This is a genomic window from Paraburkholderia sediminicola, assembly GCF_902859805.1.
Classification (GTDB): domain Bacteria; phylum Pseudomonadota; class Gammaproteobacteria; order Burkholderiales; family Burkholderiaceae; genus Paraburkholderia; species Paraburkholderia sediminicola.
Genome location: NZ_CADIKC010000002.1, coordinates 552,442 through 571,049, shown reverse-complemented (window position 1 = coordinate 571,049; position 18,608 = coordinate 552,442). Strand labels below are relative to the sequence as shown.

Annotated in this window: 16 protein-coding genes; 8 read left to right on the top strand and 8 right to left on the bottom strand. The window is 59.2% G+C overall.

Annotated features, from left to right (window positions below; genetic code table 11):
• Positions 1–42: 42 nt before the first annotated feature.
• Positions 43–534 (top strand): Lrp/AsnC family transcriptional regulator, encoded by a 492-nt coding sequence (locus R8871_RS11120; RefSeq protein WP_175050482.1) that lies wholly within the window; start codon positions 43–45, stop codon positions 532–534.
• An 82-nt stretch (positions 535–616) separates the two neighbouring features.
• Here the strand turns inward: R8871_RS11120 and R8871_RS11115 are convergent, their stop codons facing one another.
• Positions 617–1,075, bottom strand: coding sequence for a hypothetical protein (locus R8871_RS11115; protein ID WP_175050481.1), 459 nt, complete (start codon positions 1,073–1,075; stop codon positions 617–619).
• Between the two features lie 264 nt (positions 1,076–1,339).
• Complete coding sequence (locus R8871_RS11110) at positions 1,340–2,908, bottom strand: tetratricopeptide repeat protein (protein WP_175050480.1); 1,569 nt, start codon at positions 2,906–2,908, stop codon at positions 1,340–1,342.
• 236 nt (positions 2,909–3,144) lie between these two features.
• Here R8871_RS11110 and R8871_RS11105 point away from each other — a divergent pair, with 236 nt between their 5' ends.
• The gene (locus R8871_RS11105; protein ID WP_175050479.1) at positions 3,145–3,426 is read left to right on the top strand and encodes a hypothetical protein; all 282 of its coding nucleotides are present in this window, start codon (positions 3,145–3,147) and stop codon (positions 3,424–3,426) included.
• A gap of 75 nt (positions 3,427–3,501) precedes the next feature.
• Here the strand turns inward: R8871_RS11105 and R8871_RS11100 are convergent, their stop codons facing one another.
• Positions 3,502–3,666: a carboxymuconolactone decarboxylase family protein gene (locus tag R8871_RS11100; protein ID WP_175050478.1), complete on the bottom strand. Its 165-nt coding sequence runs from the start codon at positions 3,664–3,666 to the stop codon at positions 3,502–3,504.
• A gap of 210 nt (positions 3,667–3,876) precedes the next feature.
• Between R8871_RS11100 and R8871_RS11095 the strand changes: the two genes are divergently transcribed.
• Positions 3,877–4,773 carry a LysR family transcriptional regulator gene (locus R8871_RS11095; RefSeq protein ID WP_175050477.1) on the top strand — a complete coding sequence of 299 codons (897 nt, stop codon included), beginning with the start codon at positions 3,877–3,879 and terminating at the stop codon, positions 4,771–4,773.
• Positions 4,774–4,958: 185 nt separating this feature from the next.
• A complete protein-coding gene (locus R8871_RS11090; RefSeq protein WP_175050719.1) occupies positions 4,959–5,972 on the top strand; it encodes an aldo/keto reductase in 1,014 nt (337 codons plus the stop codon).
• A gap of 59 nt (positions 5,973–6,031) precedes the next feature.
• Here R8871_RS11090 and R8871_RS11085 read toward each other — a convergent pair whose 3' ends face one another.
• Positions 6,032–7,339, bottom strand: coding sequence for an MFS transporter (locus tag R8871_RS11085; protein WP_217468896.1), 1,308 nt, complete (start codon positions 7,337–7,339; stop codon positions 6,032–6,034).
• 294 nt (positions 7,340–7,633) lie between these two features.
• Between R8871_RS11085 and R8871_RS11080 the strand changes: the two genes are divergently transcribed.
• Complete coding sequence (locus tag R8871_RS11080) at positions 7,634–9,811, top strand: carbohydrate-binding protein (protein WP_246287525.1); 2,178 nt, start codon at positions 7,634–7,636, stop codon at positions 9,809–9,811.
• Positions 9,812–9,915: 104 nt separating this feature from the next.
• Here R8871_RS11080 and gcvA read toward each other — a convergent pair whose 3' ends face one another.
• Positions 9,916–10,824, bottom strand: coding sequence for a transcriptional regulator GcvA (gene gcvA, locus R8871_RS11075; protein ID WP_175050476.1), 909 nt, complete (start codon positions 10,822–10,824; stop codon positions 9,916–9,918).
• Between the two features lie 99 nt (positions 10,825–10,923).
• Between gcvA and R8871_RS11070 the strand changes: the two genes are divergently transcribed.
• Positions 10,924–11,766: an EamA family transporter gene (locus R8871_RS11070; protein WP_175050475.1), complete on the top strand. Its 843-nt coding sequence runs from the start codon at positions 10,924–10,926 to the stop codon at positions 11,764–11,766.
• A 201-nt stretch (positions 11,767–11,967) separates the two neighbouring features.
• Positions 11,968–12,729 carry an SDR family oxidoreductase gene (locus R8871_RS11065; RefSeq protein WP_175050474.1) on the top strand — a complete coding sequence of 254 codons (762 nt, stop codon included), beginning with the start codon at positions 11,968–11,970 and terminating at the stop codon, positions 12,727–12,729.
• 76 nt (positions 12,730–12,805) lie between these two features.
• Here the strand turns inward: R8871_RS11065 and R8871_RS11060 are convergent, their stop codons facing one another.
• A complete protein-coding gene (locus R8871_RS11060; RefSeq protein WP_175050473.1) occupies positions 12,806–13,117 on the bottom strand; it encodes a hypothetical protein in 312 nt (103 codons plus the stop codon).
• Between the two features lie 415 nt (positions 13,118–13,532).
• On the opposite strand from R8871_RS11060, the gene R8871_RS11055 reads away from it, so the two are divergent.
• Positions 13,533–14,645: a hybrid sensor histidine kinase/response regulator gene (locus R8871_RS11055; RefSeq protein ID WP_175050472.1), complete on the top strand. Its 1,113-nt coding sequence runs from the start codon at positions 13,533–13,535 to the stop codon at positions 14,643–14,645.
• A 35-nt stretch (positions 14,646–14,680) separates the two neighbouring features.
• Here the strand turns inward: R8871_RS11055 and R8871_RS11050 are convergent, their stop codons facing one another.
• Positions 14,681–17,230, bottom strand: coding sequence for an ATP-binding response regulator (locus tag R8871_RS11050; protein WP_175050716.1), 2,550 nt, complete (start codon positions 17,228–17,230; stop codon positions 14,681–14,683).
• 17 nt (positions 17,231–17,247) lie between these two features.
• Entirely contained in the window at positions 17,248–18,474 is a 1,227-nt protein-coding gene (locus tag R8871_RS11045) for a hypothetical protein (RefSeq protein ID WP_175050471.1), read from the bottom strand.
• Positions 18,475–18,608 lie beyond the last annotated feature (134 nt).

The window sequence follows — 18,608 nt, the reverse complement described above, 5'->3', positions numbered from 1 at the left end:
TGGTGAAATTTAATTTCACTCATTATTCGCTGCGAGGTCCGCGTGCCCGGCATCACACTCGATGAGCTTGATCTGCGCATTCTTGGAATTTTGCAAACAGATTGCGCGCTGTCGAATATCGAACTCGCAGAGCGCGCGCATACGTCTGCGCCGACGTGTCTGCGTCGCGTGAACCGGCTTCGGGACAGCGGAGTGATCAAGCGTGAGATTGCGATCCTCGATCACTCGAAGCTCGGCCCGACGCTGACCGCGATCATCGAGGTGAGTCTCGACCGGCAAACGGCGGAAGACCATCAGCGTTTCGAGTCGTATATCTGTGCGGAACCGGCCGTCACGCAGTGTTATCGCGTGTCGCCAGGGCCGGACTTCATCGTGGTCGCAGATGTCACGGACATGGCCGCTTACGATGAACTCGCGCGCCGTCTGTTCACGAGTTCATCGAACATCCGCAACGTCCGTACTTTTTTCTCGACGCATTGCGCCAAGTTCGAGGCGAATGCGCCCGTACGCACGCGCGGAGTCGGTTCAGAGTGAAGTCGCGTTAGACGCGACGTCCTCTGTCAACTATCTGAGAGCCGTGATCGAAGGGCGGATTCTGGCCGGACAGCGTCCGGTCTCAGTGCACCGGTTCGATCTTGAAGTCATCGACCGCTACACCGAGGTTGATGCCTTCACCACTGCCGCTCAACGCCATCGACGTAGTGCCTTTGGTCAGCACCTGCGCAGTACCGCTCTTCCCCGCGCCGGCCGAAGCGCCTGCCTGCGCGTAACTGCCGAACACATCCTTGATGCTGTAGACATGGGTGATTTCGCCGCGGCCACTGACGTGGAACTTGCCGGCGGTCAGACCGCCGCCGTGCACGCTGATTTTGACAGCGGCCTTTTGCCCATTGCTGCAGCTTACTTTGCCGCGTCCTTCGGCATGCTGATAAATCGCCGACCATCCGGACATGCTGTAGGTCAGATGGCATTTCACCGACGCGTCGGCTGCCTGAGCCGAGGTGGCGGTCAAGGCCGTCAGGGCAACCGCACACAGCAACGTGGTGGCTGTCGATACAAGGGTGTGCTTGCTCATAGAAGTCTCCTGGCACCTGAACATAGGTTCTCCAGTGTAACCGTCATTTGCAGTGGGTCGGTTGATCGCCGCTAAAATGTCCATACGGCTGTGCGGGAGAACGCCGGTTCATGGCCAAGCCGGTCCCGTGCCGAATTTCCGTGAACGACCCGCAATCGTCGCTCAAAGCGGGCGAGCGGCGCGACGGAGCAGGTGCGCCCGAATTTGCGGTTAGAACCTGCAGCGAACAGTGGATGGGCTGCCCGCTGTCGGGCGGGTCGCCGTTCAGGCGTCCCGCAATGCGTCGATCTCCGCGCGAAGCGCGGCAACGACGCCAGTCCAATCGTCTCGCGTCGTTTGTCGAAACAACCGCGCCTTTGCGTACCACGGACTATCGCTTCGGTCGAGTTGCCATCTCCAGTCCGGCATGAACGGCAAAGCAATCCATACGGGCTTTCCAAGCGCCCCAGCCAGATGCGCCACCGCTGTGTCGACGCTGACGACGAGGTCGAGGCGGGCGATCAGCGCAGCAGTCTCAGCGAATGTGGTGAGCCGCCCGGAAACATCGCGCAGCACCCCGCGCTGTTCAAGTTGCGCGAGGCACGCGCGGTCACTGTCGCGTACATCCGGTTGCAATGCGAAGAAATCCACGTCGGCATCGAACACCGGCTTCAGTTGCTCAAGCGAAATGGACCGATTGTGATCATTCAGATGCGTACGGCTTCCCGACCACACGATCCCGATGCTCGGCCGTCTAGCGGAGCCTGTAAAAAGATCGTCCCATTGAGGGGCAAGCGCATCGTCTGCCTGCACATATGGACCGGATAGCGCGATATCAGGTGCACGAACCTTGAGCGCAAACGGCAGACTCAGGGTTGGAATGTGATAGTCGAAATGCGGCACTTGCGCTGTCTCACCGATGACTTCGGCCGCACCCCGATAATTTTGGAGGAGCGGCAACAGGGCATCCTGAACACGCAACACCACGTGAGCGCCAGCTGCACTGAGCCGATCCACAAAGCGCACGAATTGCAGCGTGTCGCCGAACCCCTGCTCATGATGAACGAGCACTGTCCTGCCATCTATCGGTTGGGTGCCAGTCCAGAGGGTGTTCTGCGGAAAACCGTGGCTGCAGGTGCCATCGCGCCAACGCCATTCGTATTCGCGCCAGCCGTGTTCGAATTCGCCGAGCAGCAAATTCGTCTGAGCTCGATTGGTGCGTGCGCCCGCGTCGTTCGGATCGATCGAAAGCGCCTTCTTGAATTGAAGCAACGCCTCATCAAAGCGCCGAAGATCTCGTAACGCGACCCCGAGATTGACGTATGCGCGTACGAAACGCGGCTTGAGCGTGATCGCCTGCCGGTAGGCATCCAGTTCGTCTTCATAGCGCGCCATCGAACCGAGCAGCGTTCCACGGTTGTAATGCGCTTCGGCCGATAGTGGCTGGATCTTGCACAGATGCACCAACGCCTCGAGTGCCCGCTGCAATTCGCCAAGCTGTATCAGCGACATAGCGACACCGTACAACGAGGCGGGATGGTTCGGAAACTGGGTCAGGCAGCGCTCGAACAGCGCTATCGCAGCATCGTGACGCTGCGCCAACTGACACACCTGCGCGGCGAAGTTCAGTTGATCCAAAGACATTGACACGTGCGCCGATGCCTGCACCAGGTACTCCGCTGCGCGTGCATGATCGCCCTGGTTGGCGGTGACATAGCCGAGACCTGCAAGAGCTTCGCCGTGGTCAGGGACGCTCGCCAGAATGCCGCGCAGCAGATCTGCGGCATCGTCGAGCCGACCGGCCTGGAGGTTCTCCTGCGCGGCGGCGAGAGCGTGTTCAATATCGTGATTCATGGCGCTGAAGGCTGGAGCGAAGTGCGATCTGTCGCGGGATCTGGAACCACTCATTGTACGGGATCGTGTATAGCGAGTTTCCAGAGCGAGCAGACCAATTGCTGTCGACAGTGGGGGAGCGGTGAAGGAAGGGGAAAGAGCTGAGCGTTGAGGTTTTCGCCGCGACTGCGAACTTACGCTTCGTTACCGCGGTAGGAATAAAGTGTCCTGCGCTGTGTTTCGAGTATGTGCAGGCCATGAAAGTCATGGAGCGTAAGGCAGCGAAATCGATGGAAACACCTGTCCGCAGCAGTAATCGCTATCCTCTGGGTCATCTCCACCGGAAGACTCAAAGTGCGTTCGATTCCCTTCTTTATCATTTTGGCCGTGTTGTGGTTTGTGCTCATCAAAGTCCCGCCGCACGACGAGTAACTCCGCCAAGCGCTTTGACAGATTTTCTGGTCCAGCAAAAAATCAAGCATCATTTCCTGCACGGCATCGATCATCTGGACGCCGTTCGGCGTCTTGCAGCCTGCTGATTGCGCCGTCTTCAGAAACGGCACCATCCAGTTTTTCAGGCATCGGATTTCCCGCTCGCGGCGCCGGGGAGCGAATTAACCGAGGCGCTGCTCAAGCACGTCCTTAACGACTGGAAGCGCCGTAAAAACGCTAGGCCAGCCCGCATAGAACGCCAGTTGCGTCATGACTTCTGACGCCTCTGCCCTGGACAGTCCGGTACCGAGCGCAAACGACATCATCGCGACAGCGAATATCCTCATCGGCAGTGTCCTCGATAGCGCCTGATCGCATTGAAATGAGTCGATCTACATTGTGTTGTTCAACGACGCCTAAGCGCACGCTGCTCCGACATCCGATTGCAACTAGAGCGGCAGAATGAGCAGGCGGTGCGCTCTACCTGAAATCTAACGCGCCCACTCATGCTCGACTAGGCGCTAGAATCGGCAAACATCTATGAAATGAGTTCATCAATGCGTCGCGAAAGCTACAACGACCTGCTTGCACTGATCGCCGTCGCGCGCGAGCGCAGCTTCACGCGCGCCGCCGCGCAACTCGGCGTATCGCAATCAGCCTTGAGCCATACCATCCGCGCGCTGGAAACCCGGCTCGGAATGCGACTCCTGACCCGAACCACGCGCAGCGTCGCGCCAACGGAGGCTGGCGAACGCCTCATTCGGACCATCACGCCCCGCTTTGAGGAGATCGATTCCGAACTGGCGGCCGTGACGGAGTTTCGGGACAAACCTGCGGGCACAATCCGCATCACCGCGACCGATTACGCGACCGAGACGGTTCTGTGGCCCAGGTTATCGCCGGTTCTGCATCAATATCCCGACCTCAAGGTGGAGATCATCACCGACTACGGCCTCTCAGATATCGTGGCAGACCGGTACGACATCGGCGTTCGCCACGGCGATCAGGTAGCGAGAGACATGATCGCGGTCCGTCTCGCGCCCGAAATGCGCATGGCAATTGTCGGGACGCCGGAGTACCTGAAGACGCGTGCGTTGCCAAGGAAGCCCCAGGATCTGACCGCGCACAACTGCATCAATCTTCGTTTGCCGACGTTGGGTGGCTTTTATCCATGGGAGTTAAAGAAGGGCAGTCGCGAGGTGCAAGTTCGCGTCGACGGGCAACTCGCTTTCAACGGGACCTACCCGATGCTGGCTGCCGCGTTGTCGGGATACGGCCTGGCTTACATTCCGGCTGACCTTGCCCAGCCTCATGTCAAAGCGGGCAGCCTCGTGAAGGTATTGGAAGAATGGTGCCCCGCCTTTCCGGGGCTGCACGCCTGCTATGCGACGCGACGTGAGTTCTCGCGGGCGATGACCGTGGTGATCGATGCAATCCGTTATCGCAAGGAATAGTCCCGGAACTGGAGTGAGATTCATGAATTCAGTTCATGAGGGTTTGCCGTTTTACTGGCTTTATCACTAGATACCTTCAACTTATCATCCTCCATACAGACGGCGATCAAAGCGCCTGCTGATGCGCCTTTTCCGGCGTGCATGTTCTGGTAACCGCAGGCGCAGCCTGCATGGAGATGATGAGAGTGGACTATCGATATCTGGGGCGCAGCGCCCTCAAGGTTTCGCCCCTGTGCCTGGGTGCAATGATGTTCGGCGGCGAAACGGACGAAGCTACCTCGCGCCGGATTATCGACAAGGTTTTCGATCAGGGCGTCAATTTCCTCGACACTGCCGATGTGTACCACGCTGGCCGATCTGAAGAAATCGTCGGACGGGCAATTGCGGATCGACGGGATGACTGGGTCGTGGCAACCAAGTTCGGCTATCCGGCTTCAGTTTCCGCTCGCCCAAACGAACAGGGCCAGTCGCGCAAATGGATCTACCAGACCGTCGACGCCAGCCTGAAGCGCCTTGGCACCGACTACATCGATATTCTCTACTTCCACCGGTCGCTTGTTGACGCGCCGCTCGAGGAAGGGCTTCGTGCCATCGGCGACCTCATTCGCCAGGGTAAGGTGCGTTACTTCGGCCTGTCCAACTTCCGCGCCTGGCGTATTGCGGAAATCGTGCGCCTTGCCGATCAGTTGGGCATCGATCGCCCCGTTGCGATCGAACCGGTCTACAACATGGTCGACCGTACCGCCGAGGTCGAGCTGATGCCCGCGGCTGGACACTACGGCATTGGCGTCGTGCCCTACAGCCCGCTCGCCAGAGGTGTATTGACCGGCAAATATGCACCCAACGGTGCGCCTCCTGCCGACTCCCGTGTTGCGCGCGGCGACAAGCGCATCCAGCAGACCGAGTGGCGTCCGGAATCTCTCGCCATCGCAGAGAAGGTCGCGGCATACGCCGCTGAGCGCGGTACCACCTCGATAGCGTTCGCCATTGCGTGGGTGCTCAGGAACAAGCTTGTGAGTTCCGCTATCGCCGGGCCGCGCACGGAAGCGCATTGGGACAGCTACATGGACGCGTTGACACTGCAACTGGGGCCGGACGACGAAACGTTTGTCGACAGTCTGGTGCCTGCGGGGCACGCATCGACGGCTGGCTATACGGACCCGAACTATCCGGTCGAAGGCCGTCGCGTGACCGGTTGATCCGCCGCCGAATGACTGCCTTAACGGAATGATGAAGCGCTCGAAAGGTCTGCTCGAGATCAATGCAACCGGAACCTTTCAGTGCGTGCCATCAATGCCAGTCCAATAACGGCCAGACCCGCGAACAGCGCAGGCAACAGGAAGACATTAGGAAGGCCCAGGAAGGCCACTCCGAAACCGCCCGCAATGCCTCCTAACGCCGAAGCGAGCGCCGTTGAACTCATGAAGATTGCCGACGCCGTCGCTACCGCGTTGGGAAGCAGGCGTTGAGCGACGATGATGCCCAGAACCATAAATATGCCCCACACGCCGCCCATGAGGATCTGTCCGGCGAACATGCCCGCCGCGGACGACCAGAGCGCAAAACAAAGATTGGCAAACACTCCCATGGCGGCCGCGATACACATCAACCACACGTTGCCAAGCTTGCGCCCCAGACCGATGCTGAAGGGCATGATGAGCAACTCGATGAATGGCTGTATCCCAATGACTGCACCCCGTACGGCCGGACTCAGCTTTAAATGTTCTTCCATGTAGATCAGCAGGAATCCGTATTTCACGGGTTCCCCTGCGTAGACCAGGACGAAGAGTCCCGTGAACGTCAGCAGTGGAAGCATGGCACGTAGGCTCGAGTGACGCGCGGGCTCACTCGCCGACTCCGGCTTGATCTTGACAGTTGGGTTCAGCGTTCCGAGCGGCGCGATCTGTAAAAGCATGCAGATGGCGGTCATCCAAAGCATTGGGCGCAAGCCATAGGCAGCCGCCACCCACGCTCCCAGCACAGGCCCGACGATCCATCCGCCGGTCAGCGCCATACGGATGATGGCAACGACACTTTCATTTGCATCGCCGGGCTTGTGGCTGAGTTCATCGTGCACCGCCGCAAAAATTTGCGAGGCGGTAGCACCGGAAACGGCCAGCAAAGCAATGGCGATGACGAAGGGCATCCAGACCGAAGTGGAGAGGGCGAGCCCGGCCCAGCCCACAAAGCCCGCCACAGCGCACATGCGAAAAAGACCGAGGCGGTTCCCGGTGTAATCAGAGTAGCGGCCTACGAAGTACCCCGCGACAGGCGCTGCAAGGCTGGTCAAGTAATAGAATCCCGCCAACGGCAGCGAGGCGCCGAGTTCCTTTGCGAGGAACAGAACGATCTGAGGCGCAGCCGCCGACGCGCCGAGACCCGACAGAAACATCGCAATCGTTGCGCCGAGAAAAAGCCGCGAGCCTGCAACTTGTCGCAATGCAGATTGACTATCGGTTCGCTCAGACATCGTGACAGATTGACTACCGCGTTGGTCAGCCATTGTGAAACGCCCCTGGTTATGTTCCTGAATCTGTTCGGCAGCGACGATCCGTGCGGCGCGCATGCTGGAGATTATCGCGACCGCTTCTCGATTGCTATGGTCAGGTCGAACTCGTTACTTTTTCTGCACTGCAGAAACAACGCGGTTTAGGCTTGAAATTACAAACGCTTGAGCAGTCCGCATTCTCATTTATAACGCTCATCCGATTTTATCTTTTACGCATAAATTTCTGTATCCCTAAACATTCCCACGTGCTGGGATGACAAAAAAATTTTTGGAGTTCTCGAGCAGACCTGAATATAGTCACTCCCAAAACAGCCCTGCCGCAAGAGTCAAGCGTTCAACCAGGAGACAGACATGAACCTGCTCGTGTACAGACGTTGTGTCATTTCGCTGTTAACCGCATTAACCGTGAGTGTGTCGATGGGTTTGTCGGGTTGTGGCGGCGATGCGTCGGACGGTGGTGGCGCCGCCGTCTCGCTGAAGAGTCAACAGGCCGCAGCGGTCTCTGCCGCGCAAAGCGAATCCGCGGCGCAGCAAAGTCGCCGCCTCTCGCGTCAAATCGCCGTGGTGCCGCCGCCAATGGGATGGTCGTCATGGAACAGCCTTGCGGAGAACGTGAATTACAACACGATCAAGGCCGAAGCCGATGGCCTTTCCGCACTGAATGCGCAGATAAAATCCGGCGCGCAGTACGAGTATGTGAACACCGATGAAGGCTGGTGGACTTCAGGGACGCGGGACGCCAACGGCAACTTCGTCGTCGACAACACTCAATGGCCGGGCGGCATGCAGGCCATCGCGCAGTATATCCACAGCAAGGGACTGAAAGCGGGCATCTACATCGACGCCGGTCCGCAGGGTTGTGGCACGCGAACCAACGGCACGCATTTCGTCGGTAGCGATTTCGCGCATTACGATCACGACTTCCTGCAATTCGCGCAGTGGGGCTTCGATTTCGTGAAGGTCGACTTCTGCGGGGGCAGCGCAGCCGGCTATGATCCGCAGCAAGCCTATACGGCCATCGCCGATGCGATCGACAAGGCGTACGTGCAGACCGGTCACCGCGTGACGCTCAGCATCTGCGATTGGGGAACCATCGCCAGTAACAGCACCTACCCCGACTTCAACGAGGGACCGTGGGCGTGGGCCGCCGGGGTTGGCAGGATGTGGAGAACGACAGGCGACATCTATGGGCCGAACAGCGGCGCGCCGAATTTCGGCAGCGTGACCGGCAACTTTCTTGGCAACTACCACCCTGAGGGCCAGCACACCGGCTTCTACAACGACCCCGACATGATGGTGGTCGGCATGGGCATGACGGCGGTTCACGATCAGGCGCACATGAGCCTGTGGGCGATCGCCGGCGCACCGCTGATTCTCGGTAACGACCTGTCGAAGCCGTTGACTGCGGATGCCACGCAGTTGATGACCAACACCGGCGTCATCGCGGTCGACCAGGATCCGCTTGGCACACAAGGTGTAAAGGTCGCACAGTCCGGTGCACAGCAGGTGTGGGCGAAGCTTCTCGCCGGCCAGGGACAGCGTGCTGTCGTGCTCTTCAACAACGGCACGACGGACGCGCCGATGACGGTCACGTGGCAGCAACTCGGCCTGGTGCCGAACGCGCGTGCGAGCGTAGGTGATCTGTGGGCCGGCAAGCAACTCGGCTCGTTTGTCACCTCGTATACGGCCCCCACGGTGCCGGCGGGCGGCGCCGTGATGCTCCTGGTAAGCGGACAGGACGTCGCCGCGGCGACCTACCAGCCGACCTCGCTTGGCGGTGGTGCATCGTATACGCACTGCTCGGACTGCGACGGCGGCAGGATTGTTCGGGGGCTTGGCACTGTAACCTTTGGCAACATCGCATCGACCGGCACCGGCGGCTACGTTGCGATTGCCTATGCGAACCGCTCTCGCGAAACGCTGACCGCGCAACTTTCGACAAATGGCGGCCAGGCGACCACCGTGGCATTTCCGCCGACCGGTGGTGGAGGGCGCATTGGCACGGTCACGGTCTACGTGCCGCTGCAAGCCGGCGGGGCGAACTCGCTGACGTTATCGAGCGCGGACAGCACCGCGCCTGCTCCCGAGATCGGCACAGTCACTGTCGTCGCCGGTCCGGTGACGCTACCGCCGTTCAAGGCCGCCTATGAGGCAGAAGCGTCGACCAGCGTACTCGCCGGTGGCGCGCGTATTTCGACATGCAGCGGTTGTTCGGGCGGCTCGGACGTCGGCTACATTGGCAACGGCGGGACGTTGACGATCAACGATATTAGTGTCCCCGCGGATGGCACCTACACCGTGTTGGTGGGTTATGCGAACGGCGACTCGGCGCCTCGCTCCGCGGACATCAGCTTTAACGGAGCAACGCCTGTCACTGTGTCGTTTCCGCCGAGCGGTGGGTGGAGCACCGTCTCGACTCTCGCTGTAACGGGCACATTCAAGTCAGGCAACGCGAACGCGCTGATCTTCTCGAACCCTTCGGGTTGGGCACCAGACATCGATGGAGTTGGCGCGCCGACAGCGCAGTAGCTTCAGTTGAAGGACCTGCGCCGCCGTTTCTGGCGGCGGCGCAGACGACGTTAAACCCCGTTCGCACGTGCTCCTCGCTCCGATAGCGCTCAGTGGGCCCACTTCTACGGGGCCGTCTCCGTGCGAGAACGCATCCCCTCGTGCTCGAGCCATGAGCGGAACAGCACGATCACGTCATCTGCGGACCTCCCATCCGGCACGTAAGTGCAATAGCTCCGCGAGGGTAGGCGAGGGCTGGCGAACGGCGCGACAAGCCGGCCAGCAGCAAGGTCGTTTGATACCAGCGCAGTCGGTCCCATCGCAATGCCTATGCCGTCGATGGCAGCCTGCAACGTCAGATAGAAGTGATCGAAGGTGAGGGTAGCGGCCGGCCGGAGTGCGGAAATCTGTGCTTTCGCCAGCCAGTCCGGCCAGAGTCGCGGCAGGCTCGATGTGTGCAGCAAGGTATGCTGGCGCAGATCGTCCGGCGTTCGAAGCGGCAGTCGCTGCAAGAGTGCCGGGCTACAGACCGGGAGTCGCTCCTCGGACAGGAAAAGCCGCATGGTGTAGCCATAAAACGTGTCCGGACCACCCCGGATGACGACGTCGTAGGTCTCCTTCAGACTCTCCACTGACTCGTTCGAAGTCTCCACCTTGACGTCCACGTCGGGATGCCCGGCGCGAAATTTCGCCAGTCTCGGCACCAGCCAGCGCAACGTGAAGGTCGCAGGCGCGTTCACGGACAGTGTTCGCGAGACCGTTTCGAGCAAACCATACCGGGCGGTTGCCTGCGAGAGCTGCTCGAACAAAGGACCGACTTCCGCCAGGTAGGCCACAGCCGCCGGAGTCAGCACCACGCGCCGATTGTGTCGTTCGAATAACGATGCGCCGAGCCACTCCTCGAGCAGCCGCACGTGCTGGCTCACCGCACCGTGAGTGACGTGCAATTCCGCAGCGGCTTCCTTGAAGCTGCCGAGCCGGCCTGCGGCCTCGAAGGCACGCAATGCGTTGAGAGGAGGCAACGTCCGCTTCATTTGGGATAGTTTATCTAACGCGAATGACCAATTTATCTGGTTTGATGGCTGGCCACAAGATAGATATTCTTCGTAATACCTTCTCTTTCCCGAACTCGAATGCTCAGTTATACCGGCGGCTTTGTTCTCCTCGCCGCTCTGCTTCACGCGAGCTGGAACGCGATGCTGCACGGCAACGGCGACCGGTTCCTGTCCATGACATGGATGAGCATCGCCATTGCGGCGGTCTCTACGGTCGTGATTCTGTTCACACCGTTGCCATCCGACGCGGCCTGGCCGTACATCGTCGCATCGGGGCTCGTGCATATCGTCTACAACGTGACGCTCGTGCGGTCGTACCGCCGCAACGATCTGGCGCAGGCGTATCCGATTGCGCGCGGCTCGTCGCCGCTGCTTGTCACGCTCGGCGCGGCGCTCTTCGCGCATGAGGCGATTGGCCCGTTGCACGTGCTCGGGATCGTGATGATATCGGGCGGTATCGTCGCAATTGCGCTGGAGGGGCGGCACGTGTCGCGTAAGGGTTTGCTGGCCGCGCTGACGACCGGTGTGACGATCGCCGTCTATACCGTGATCGACGGCATCGGCGTGCGCTTATCCGGTGGCCAGGCGCTCGCCTACACCGCATGGATGTTCCTGTTCTATTGGCTGATGCCTGTGCTATTCGTCGTGACACGTGGGCTCGCGGCGCTGTGGACGCCGGTAACGGCGGCGCCAATGGCAATAGGCTCATCGCTCGCCGGCGGCCTCGTTTCGATCGCGGCGTACAGCATCGTGATATGGGCGCTGCAGTCGGGCGCGATGGGAACGGTATCGGCTTTGCGCGAGACCAGCGTGGTGTTTGCGGTGCTGATCGGGCGTGGGTTTCTGCGGGAAACGGTCAGTGGAAAACGCTGGCTCGCGTGCGTGATCGTCGCGGGTGGGGCGGTTTGCTTGGGGCTTTGACATTGCACGGGGGAAGACAGGCAGACTCAACGCGCCTCACGGGACGCCTTGAGAACCGCGTTGTGCCGAATGCCGGTCACAATCTTCCGCAGGAGGCACTTGAAGTGTTCGCCGCTGCGGTTCTTGATATCAACGCCCGGGCCGATTGATGCCGAACGTTTGCACGCTTGGTACCGGCACCATCACGTGGAGGATCACTAAATGAATGTTGTTCAGCAGGCGCCGCTAATCCTGATAACGGGTGGAGGTCGTGGCGTAGGCGCGGCGACTGCACGGCTTGCCGCCGCACAAGGTTACGATGTAGCCATCAGCTTCGTCTCCAACGAGTCTGCCGCGCTTGCGGTGGCGGCTGATGTGGAAGCTCTCGGGCGCCGGGCTTTAGCTATGCACGCAGATAGCGCAGACCCAGAGCAGGTCGCTCAGCTATTCGCCGCGATCGACCGTAAGTTCGGCCGGATCGATGTGCTGGTGAACAACGCCGCGATCATTGCGCAGCAGTCCCGCCTGGAAGATCTCGAATTCGAGCGGATGCAGCGTATCTTCGCGGTCAACTCGATAGGCCCTATCCTCTGTGCGCAGCAGGCGGCAAAGCGGATGTCGTATCGTCACAGCGGGCGGGGCGGCGCCGTGATCAACATCTCATCGGCATCGGCCAGGCTCGGCAGTCCAAACGAATATGTGGACTACGCTGCGTCGAAGGGTGCGCTTGAGACATTCACTATCGGCTTCGCCAAGGAAGTCGCGCGGGATGGGATACGCGTCAACTGCATTCGCCCTGGGCACATCTACACGGAGATGCATGCTAGCGGCGGAGAGCCGGGACGGGTGGATCGCGTCAAAGATTCGATCCCCATGGGAAGAGGCGGTCAACCGGAAGAAGTTGCGCGGGCGATCCTATGGCTGGCAAGCGCCGAGGCTTCCTTTATCACCGGCACGTTCCTCGATGTTACTGGCGGCAAGTGAGCAACGGGGAGCAGCGAAGGGCGTTTTCCGAGCCGCTTGCGATGCTCCCCGTATGAGGCGTCCTCTTTAACGACTGTTATTGCCCGGCGGCCGGCGACACTACGCTCGGGGTTGCCAGCGTGTTGTGACTCCCGGGAAGATTGGTGAGGGACGTCGAGCTATTGCTCGTGCTATTTTGCACGCCCGGGTTCGGCGACCCGGCGCTCGTGCCGCTGTCCGAATTGGTGGCGCCAGGCGTGCCGTAGCCGCTCGTTGCATTGGCCGGCGACACGGCGGCCGGTGACACTACGCTTGGGGTCGCCAGCGTGTTGTTGCTCTGTGCATAAGCGCCGCCTGACAGCGTGAGTGCGGCGCCGGCCGCGATTAATGTGCTGGTTGCCTTGTTCATGACTCGTGTCTCCTTGATTGGATTGGAATTTCGATGCGAATGGGATCGAACTGATAGCAGCTAATACCAATTTTAGGAAAGCGGTCGCTAATAATTAAGCGCATTGTCCGCAAGGATGAATTTCGATTTTTGGGGTTACCCCTAATGGGTCCTGGTCCCCAATTTGAGTTTGAATCGGAAAATTCCACCACCGTCGACCCGATCGGCGATATTTGCCGATCGGGCCAGTTCAGTTCTGTCATATGCCTTACGTGTCATGCTCAATTCGAAAAATCGCTTACGATAGTCACCGGCCGCTACTGCGGTAGCTGACCACCGCGCCAAGCTAGCCACTGGCTTTACCCTTTCAGGGTGGATCTACGCTTTTATTCCCCGCGAACTACGCCATGTTCAAATTCGACTTGCTGGGAACGCGATGAGTGACACTATGCAGCCGCCTTTTTCCGTTCTCTTCGTCGACGACGACGAGATGTCACGCAATCACTTCGCACGCGCGATCCATAAAGAATATTGTGTGCACGTCGCTCAAGGTGTAGATGAGGCGATGGCTATGCTGAGTGAATACGGGGCGGAGATCGCCGTACTGGTGACCGATTTCCGCATGCCGGGGCGACACGGAGATGATCTGCTGCGCCAGGTCGCGCAGGAGTATCCGCAAATCGTGCGGATACTTGTGACCGCCTATGCAGATAAAGACATGCTGTTGCAGACGGTCAATACCGGTGACGTATTCCGTATCCTCGAAAAACCGCTTCGGGTCGAAACGGTGCGCGAGGTGCTGCAACTGGCAACCGCGCGCTACACCGAGCGGGAAACGCGCCAACAGCGTCTTTTGGCGATGGATGAGACGCTTGCTTTCCTTGCTCACGAACTGAATACGCCATTAGCAACGATCTCGCTTTTTGCGCGCACCGTCGAGAGCGACGTTGCTGAGCAATACGATCCAGAGCGTCAACTGGCGATCGGGCAGGCGGCAACGTCCATGCTTAATAATGCGCAGTATTGCCTGACGCTGATCTCGTCCTTCTGGGCGGCGGTGCACAAAAACGGAGGCCAGCAGTCCGCATCGGGCACTGGAACCCAGGAGGTCCGGGCGACGCGATTGATCGCGACCTTGCTCGATACCTATCCGTTTGCCGGGTCGCAGCGTGACTGGGTACAGGTCGACGTGCAAGGGGATTTTATCGTGCACGCCATGCCCAATTGCGTGGCGCTCGTCATCTCTTCGCTGTTATCCAACGCGTTGCGTGCGCTCGACGGTACACCCGCGCCTTCGTTGCGCCTCGAAGTAGTGGACACTCCGGAACCTGAGATCCGTATTCGCGACAACGGTCCGGGGATTGCACCGGAGATAAAAGCGCGTCTGTTGCTGGACCCCGTCACGACTTACGCAGGATCCGGCGGGCATGGCATGGGCATGATTTTTTGCAACCGCATCATGAAATCCTTTGGTGGGTGCCTCCGGATCGAATCCACGCTGGGTGCGGGCACTACCGTGACGATGGGGTTTCCCTGTTTGAGAAGTTGAATGCTCATCACTGACATCGGGTAGCCGCCTGACGGCTACCCGTCGCTCAAGACATCCCGATGATCGCGGCGCGCTTTGGCCGAGTCGAAATACATTTCCAGCGCGGTAGCTGAACGGTCACCCAACACGCAAATCCGTGCAAGCCAGTCGGCCTCCGAAGGCCATTCGCCCTCTACCATTCGCGGGTAAATCTGCCTCGCGAATTGGTGCAGCGCCTTTGCTCCGATATTGCCGCTGACGCCAAGCAGAAGGTGTAAGGCTCCATGCGCCGATTGAACGTCACGAGCCGTCACACAGGTAGTAAGTTGCGCCGTAAGCACGCGAATCTGTTCAATGCCCATGAGGAACGACTGATCCAGCAAATCAAGCGCCATAAGCTCTTCGAGGTGTTTCTTGTCGAGCAGATCGCCTTCCATGACTGTCGCGGGCTTGCCGGTTACGCTTGCCAATGCTTGAGATAAATCTGCCTTCGCCGGCGCATGCAAGGTTCGTTGCTGGGCAAATTGCCGTGCAAGAGAGGCATACAGGGAGCCGACCTGCACGGGCTTTATCATGACCTCGTTCATCCCTGCAGCGAGACAGGCCTGTACGGCTTCCATATCGGATTGGCTGGTCAAGGCAATGATCGGTACCTGGGCATACGCATCGGTACGGGCCCGTATCAAGGCGGTGGTTTCAACGCCGCCCATTCCCGGCATGTTCAGGTCCATTACGATGGCATCGATAGTGTCGTCTTCCTGCAGCCTCGCCAGCACAGCCAGGCCATGTTCGGCCTCGACGACGTTCGCGCCGCATCGCTCCAGGTAACTTTTGGCAACCAGCCCGCTGTAGGTGTCGTCGTCCGCCACCAGGATCGTTTTGCCGGCGAACCCATCGAAACTCTGTTTCGAATGATGCTGCTTGCCGTTTTCGAAGATCGTCTGCAAGGTGCCAACCAGTTCCACCACGCCGCACGATTTGCTGATGAGCCCGTCCATGCCCGCTTGCCGTGCGAGGACGCGCGCCACATTGCTTGGCTCTGCCGTATAAGCGACTATCAGGACATTCCAGTTAGGTTCCTGACGGCCGGCGCGGATTTTCTCGGTGGTGGTATAGCCGTCCAGAACTGGCATGTTGATGTCCATCAGTACCAGGTCCCACGGCGTTGCCTGTCGAAGCATGCTCAGCGCGGTCTCGCCGTCTGCGGTTTCGCTCACGTCCGCACCTACCTTCGACAACGCACGACGGGTTCTCGCCCGCTGACCGGCATCGTCGTCTACGACAAGAATGTTTTTCCCCCTAAAAAACGGCGTGGCGTGGTCTAGAATCTTCTGCTCATGGCTCGCGACTTCGCTTTCAGAGACCACAGGAAATTGCAGCGTGAACTGTGTAAATTTCCCGACTTCCGACCGGCAGCCGATGGTGCCGCCGAAGGCGTGCATCGCGCGCTGGCAGTAGGCGAGCCCGAGCCCGGTACCCGCCGAATTGCCCGCAGTGCGGAAAGGCTCGAACAGATGCGGCAGGATTTCAGGCGCAATACCGGGGCCTGTGTCATGCACGATCACCGTTTGCCGCTCGACCGTGAGTGTGAGCGTCGCCTGAGGATGCGCGGCAATGTGATGGAGCGCATTCTTGATCAGATTGAACAGTGTGAACAGATAAACGGTCTCGTCGACCTTGAAGGTGAAATCCTCCAGCACCACGAGTCTGACTTTGCTGCGCTCCTTCTGATCGCTGAAACCGTATTCGTCCAGCGCCTTGCGTGTGGTACTCGCCGCGCTCAGATAGGTCAGGTAGTCGGAGCGGATAGGTTTTGCGCTGACTTCGTCCAGTGTCATCGCGATGATGCGCAGGCCTCGCTCAATCGACAGTTGTCCGTGGGCGAGATGACGATAGAGCAACGCTGCCCCATCCTGCGACAACGCTGGCGACGCAGGGGATCCGGTCCTCGCAGGCAGCGCATCTTCCACGCGATCCAGAACGTGCTTCAGCTGGCTGAGGGGATTACGCATTTCATGGGCGATCGAGCCCGCGAGGGCCTGCAATGCCCGGTTTCTTTCGACAAAGATGCGTCCTTTGCTGATCGCATAACTGAAAGCCATGCTACACAAGACAACGACGGGCAGTACGGCAAGGTCCGACTGGTTGGCCGCACTTAGAACGATCGGAGCCGGTGAGCTGACCACCGCAGCCAGCGAGCCGGAAAGAATGCCTATGCCGATGCAGGCCATCAGCAAAAGCGGGTTGTCGATACACAGCGCCATGATGAAAAGCATCATGACCTCAGTCATCATCCACATGGTGGAGAATGAATTTCTGATCGCGAGGAATGTACAAACAAATGGCAATACGTAGATCAGGCAGCAATGCCAGTAGATCAGCAGGTAGTTGTTAAAGCGCCGGGGCCAACGCGCCTGAAAGATCAAGGGAATGCAGATGACAGCCGCACTTAACCGGAGGAAGAGGTTGTCGTACGGCTGCGGCAGGACATAGGTCCAGACGACGTAGTAAATGGGGTGGCACAGGAGGCCAAGTATGCCTCCCCATCGAATTGCAAGCCGGCTTCGTTCCAGCAAGTCCCGCATGCTCTCGCGCGGCATCACCATCTGGCCTCCAATGACGTTCACGACCCTATCAGCTCATGTTTGCCACGACGCTGGGTACTCTGGACGATCGTCGAACCGTCTTTGCCGTGAAAAGGTCCGACCGAAAACCCGTACTTCTTCAGAAGACCGTGAGTATATGAAACGGACCACACAGGAGGGCTGCCGATGATGAAATCGGAAGCGATGCCTTCCTGCCAGGCTGCGTAGCCCTCGGCGAAACAGGTATAGCAATCGCGGGTGGTCGGCAGTCTGAACGGAAACACGGTGTTCAGTCCGGCAGGGCCACGTGCGAAACACTCAATATATAGCGTGTGGGCTCGCGACGCGAGTTCAGCCTCGACGCTCGCCGCCCGGGGATGAGAATCGTCGATCCAGAACTGCGCCCGTTTGAGGTCGGAAGACGTGAGGTAGGGAACGCTGGTACTGCTGACGAGGATTGCGCCATCGAACTGCGGCAGCGGCGTGTCCGGACTGAATGTGTGCACCGAAATCCGGGTTCGTCCCAGCAGATCGGTTGCTAGCAGTTCTTTGGCTTGCTCCTTGAGCAGGTTCACCTTGTCCGGTAAATCGATCAGAACAAGCTCTTTCGGTGCATCTTTGTAAAGCAGGTATTTAGCCACCGTGACGCCGAGCCTCCCAGCGGCGCCGAATAGAGCGAGCTTCGTCTTGCCGAATTCGAGATCAAGTTCATTGCAGCAGTGGACGGCCCAGTCTTTCAGCATCGCTGCCGTCGCGGCATGACCCGTAGTGATGTGGGGCGGCTTCGTATGCCGGGGGAGTGCGCCGTAGTTGCAGGCATAAGGCGTGGAAGCGCCCATTGCCACCATGCTCAATCCCGCCTGCCTTGCCAGTTCCAGAGCCGGAAAAAATTGCGTCTCCCGAAATCGCTTGATACCGCGCGGGCTCCCAAGCCATAACTCGAGGGGCACCGGACACGCAATATTGGCCCCTATGACCTGAGATCCCGAATAGATAGGCGATGCGATAAACGGCTTTGCGTTCCAAAGCTCTTCTTCGAATGAGATATTTCTGCGTTTTACATTGTGAAATGAAAATGAAAGCGTATCCCAGTCCGTCGCGTGAAACAGAAACCCAATGCCACCTTGGCTCACCGACAGGTTGTCCCGGATCTCTTCTGGGCGAATGGTGTGTTTGAGCGTCAAAGGCGCACTATTGGGGTGCAGACTCGAGTTGGCGTGCTGATCGAAATCGATCGTAATTTTCTGTTGAAGAGACGTTCTCATTTGGGTTCCCTTAGGTTGAACGCACGCTGGAAAGTCAGCGCAGCATCGTCAGTCAGGATTGACTGCCGACATTCAACTCTAGAGAAATCCGGCGCGGTGTGTCCGTCTGTTCGGTCGCATCGCAAAAGTTGCAC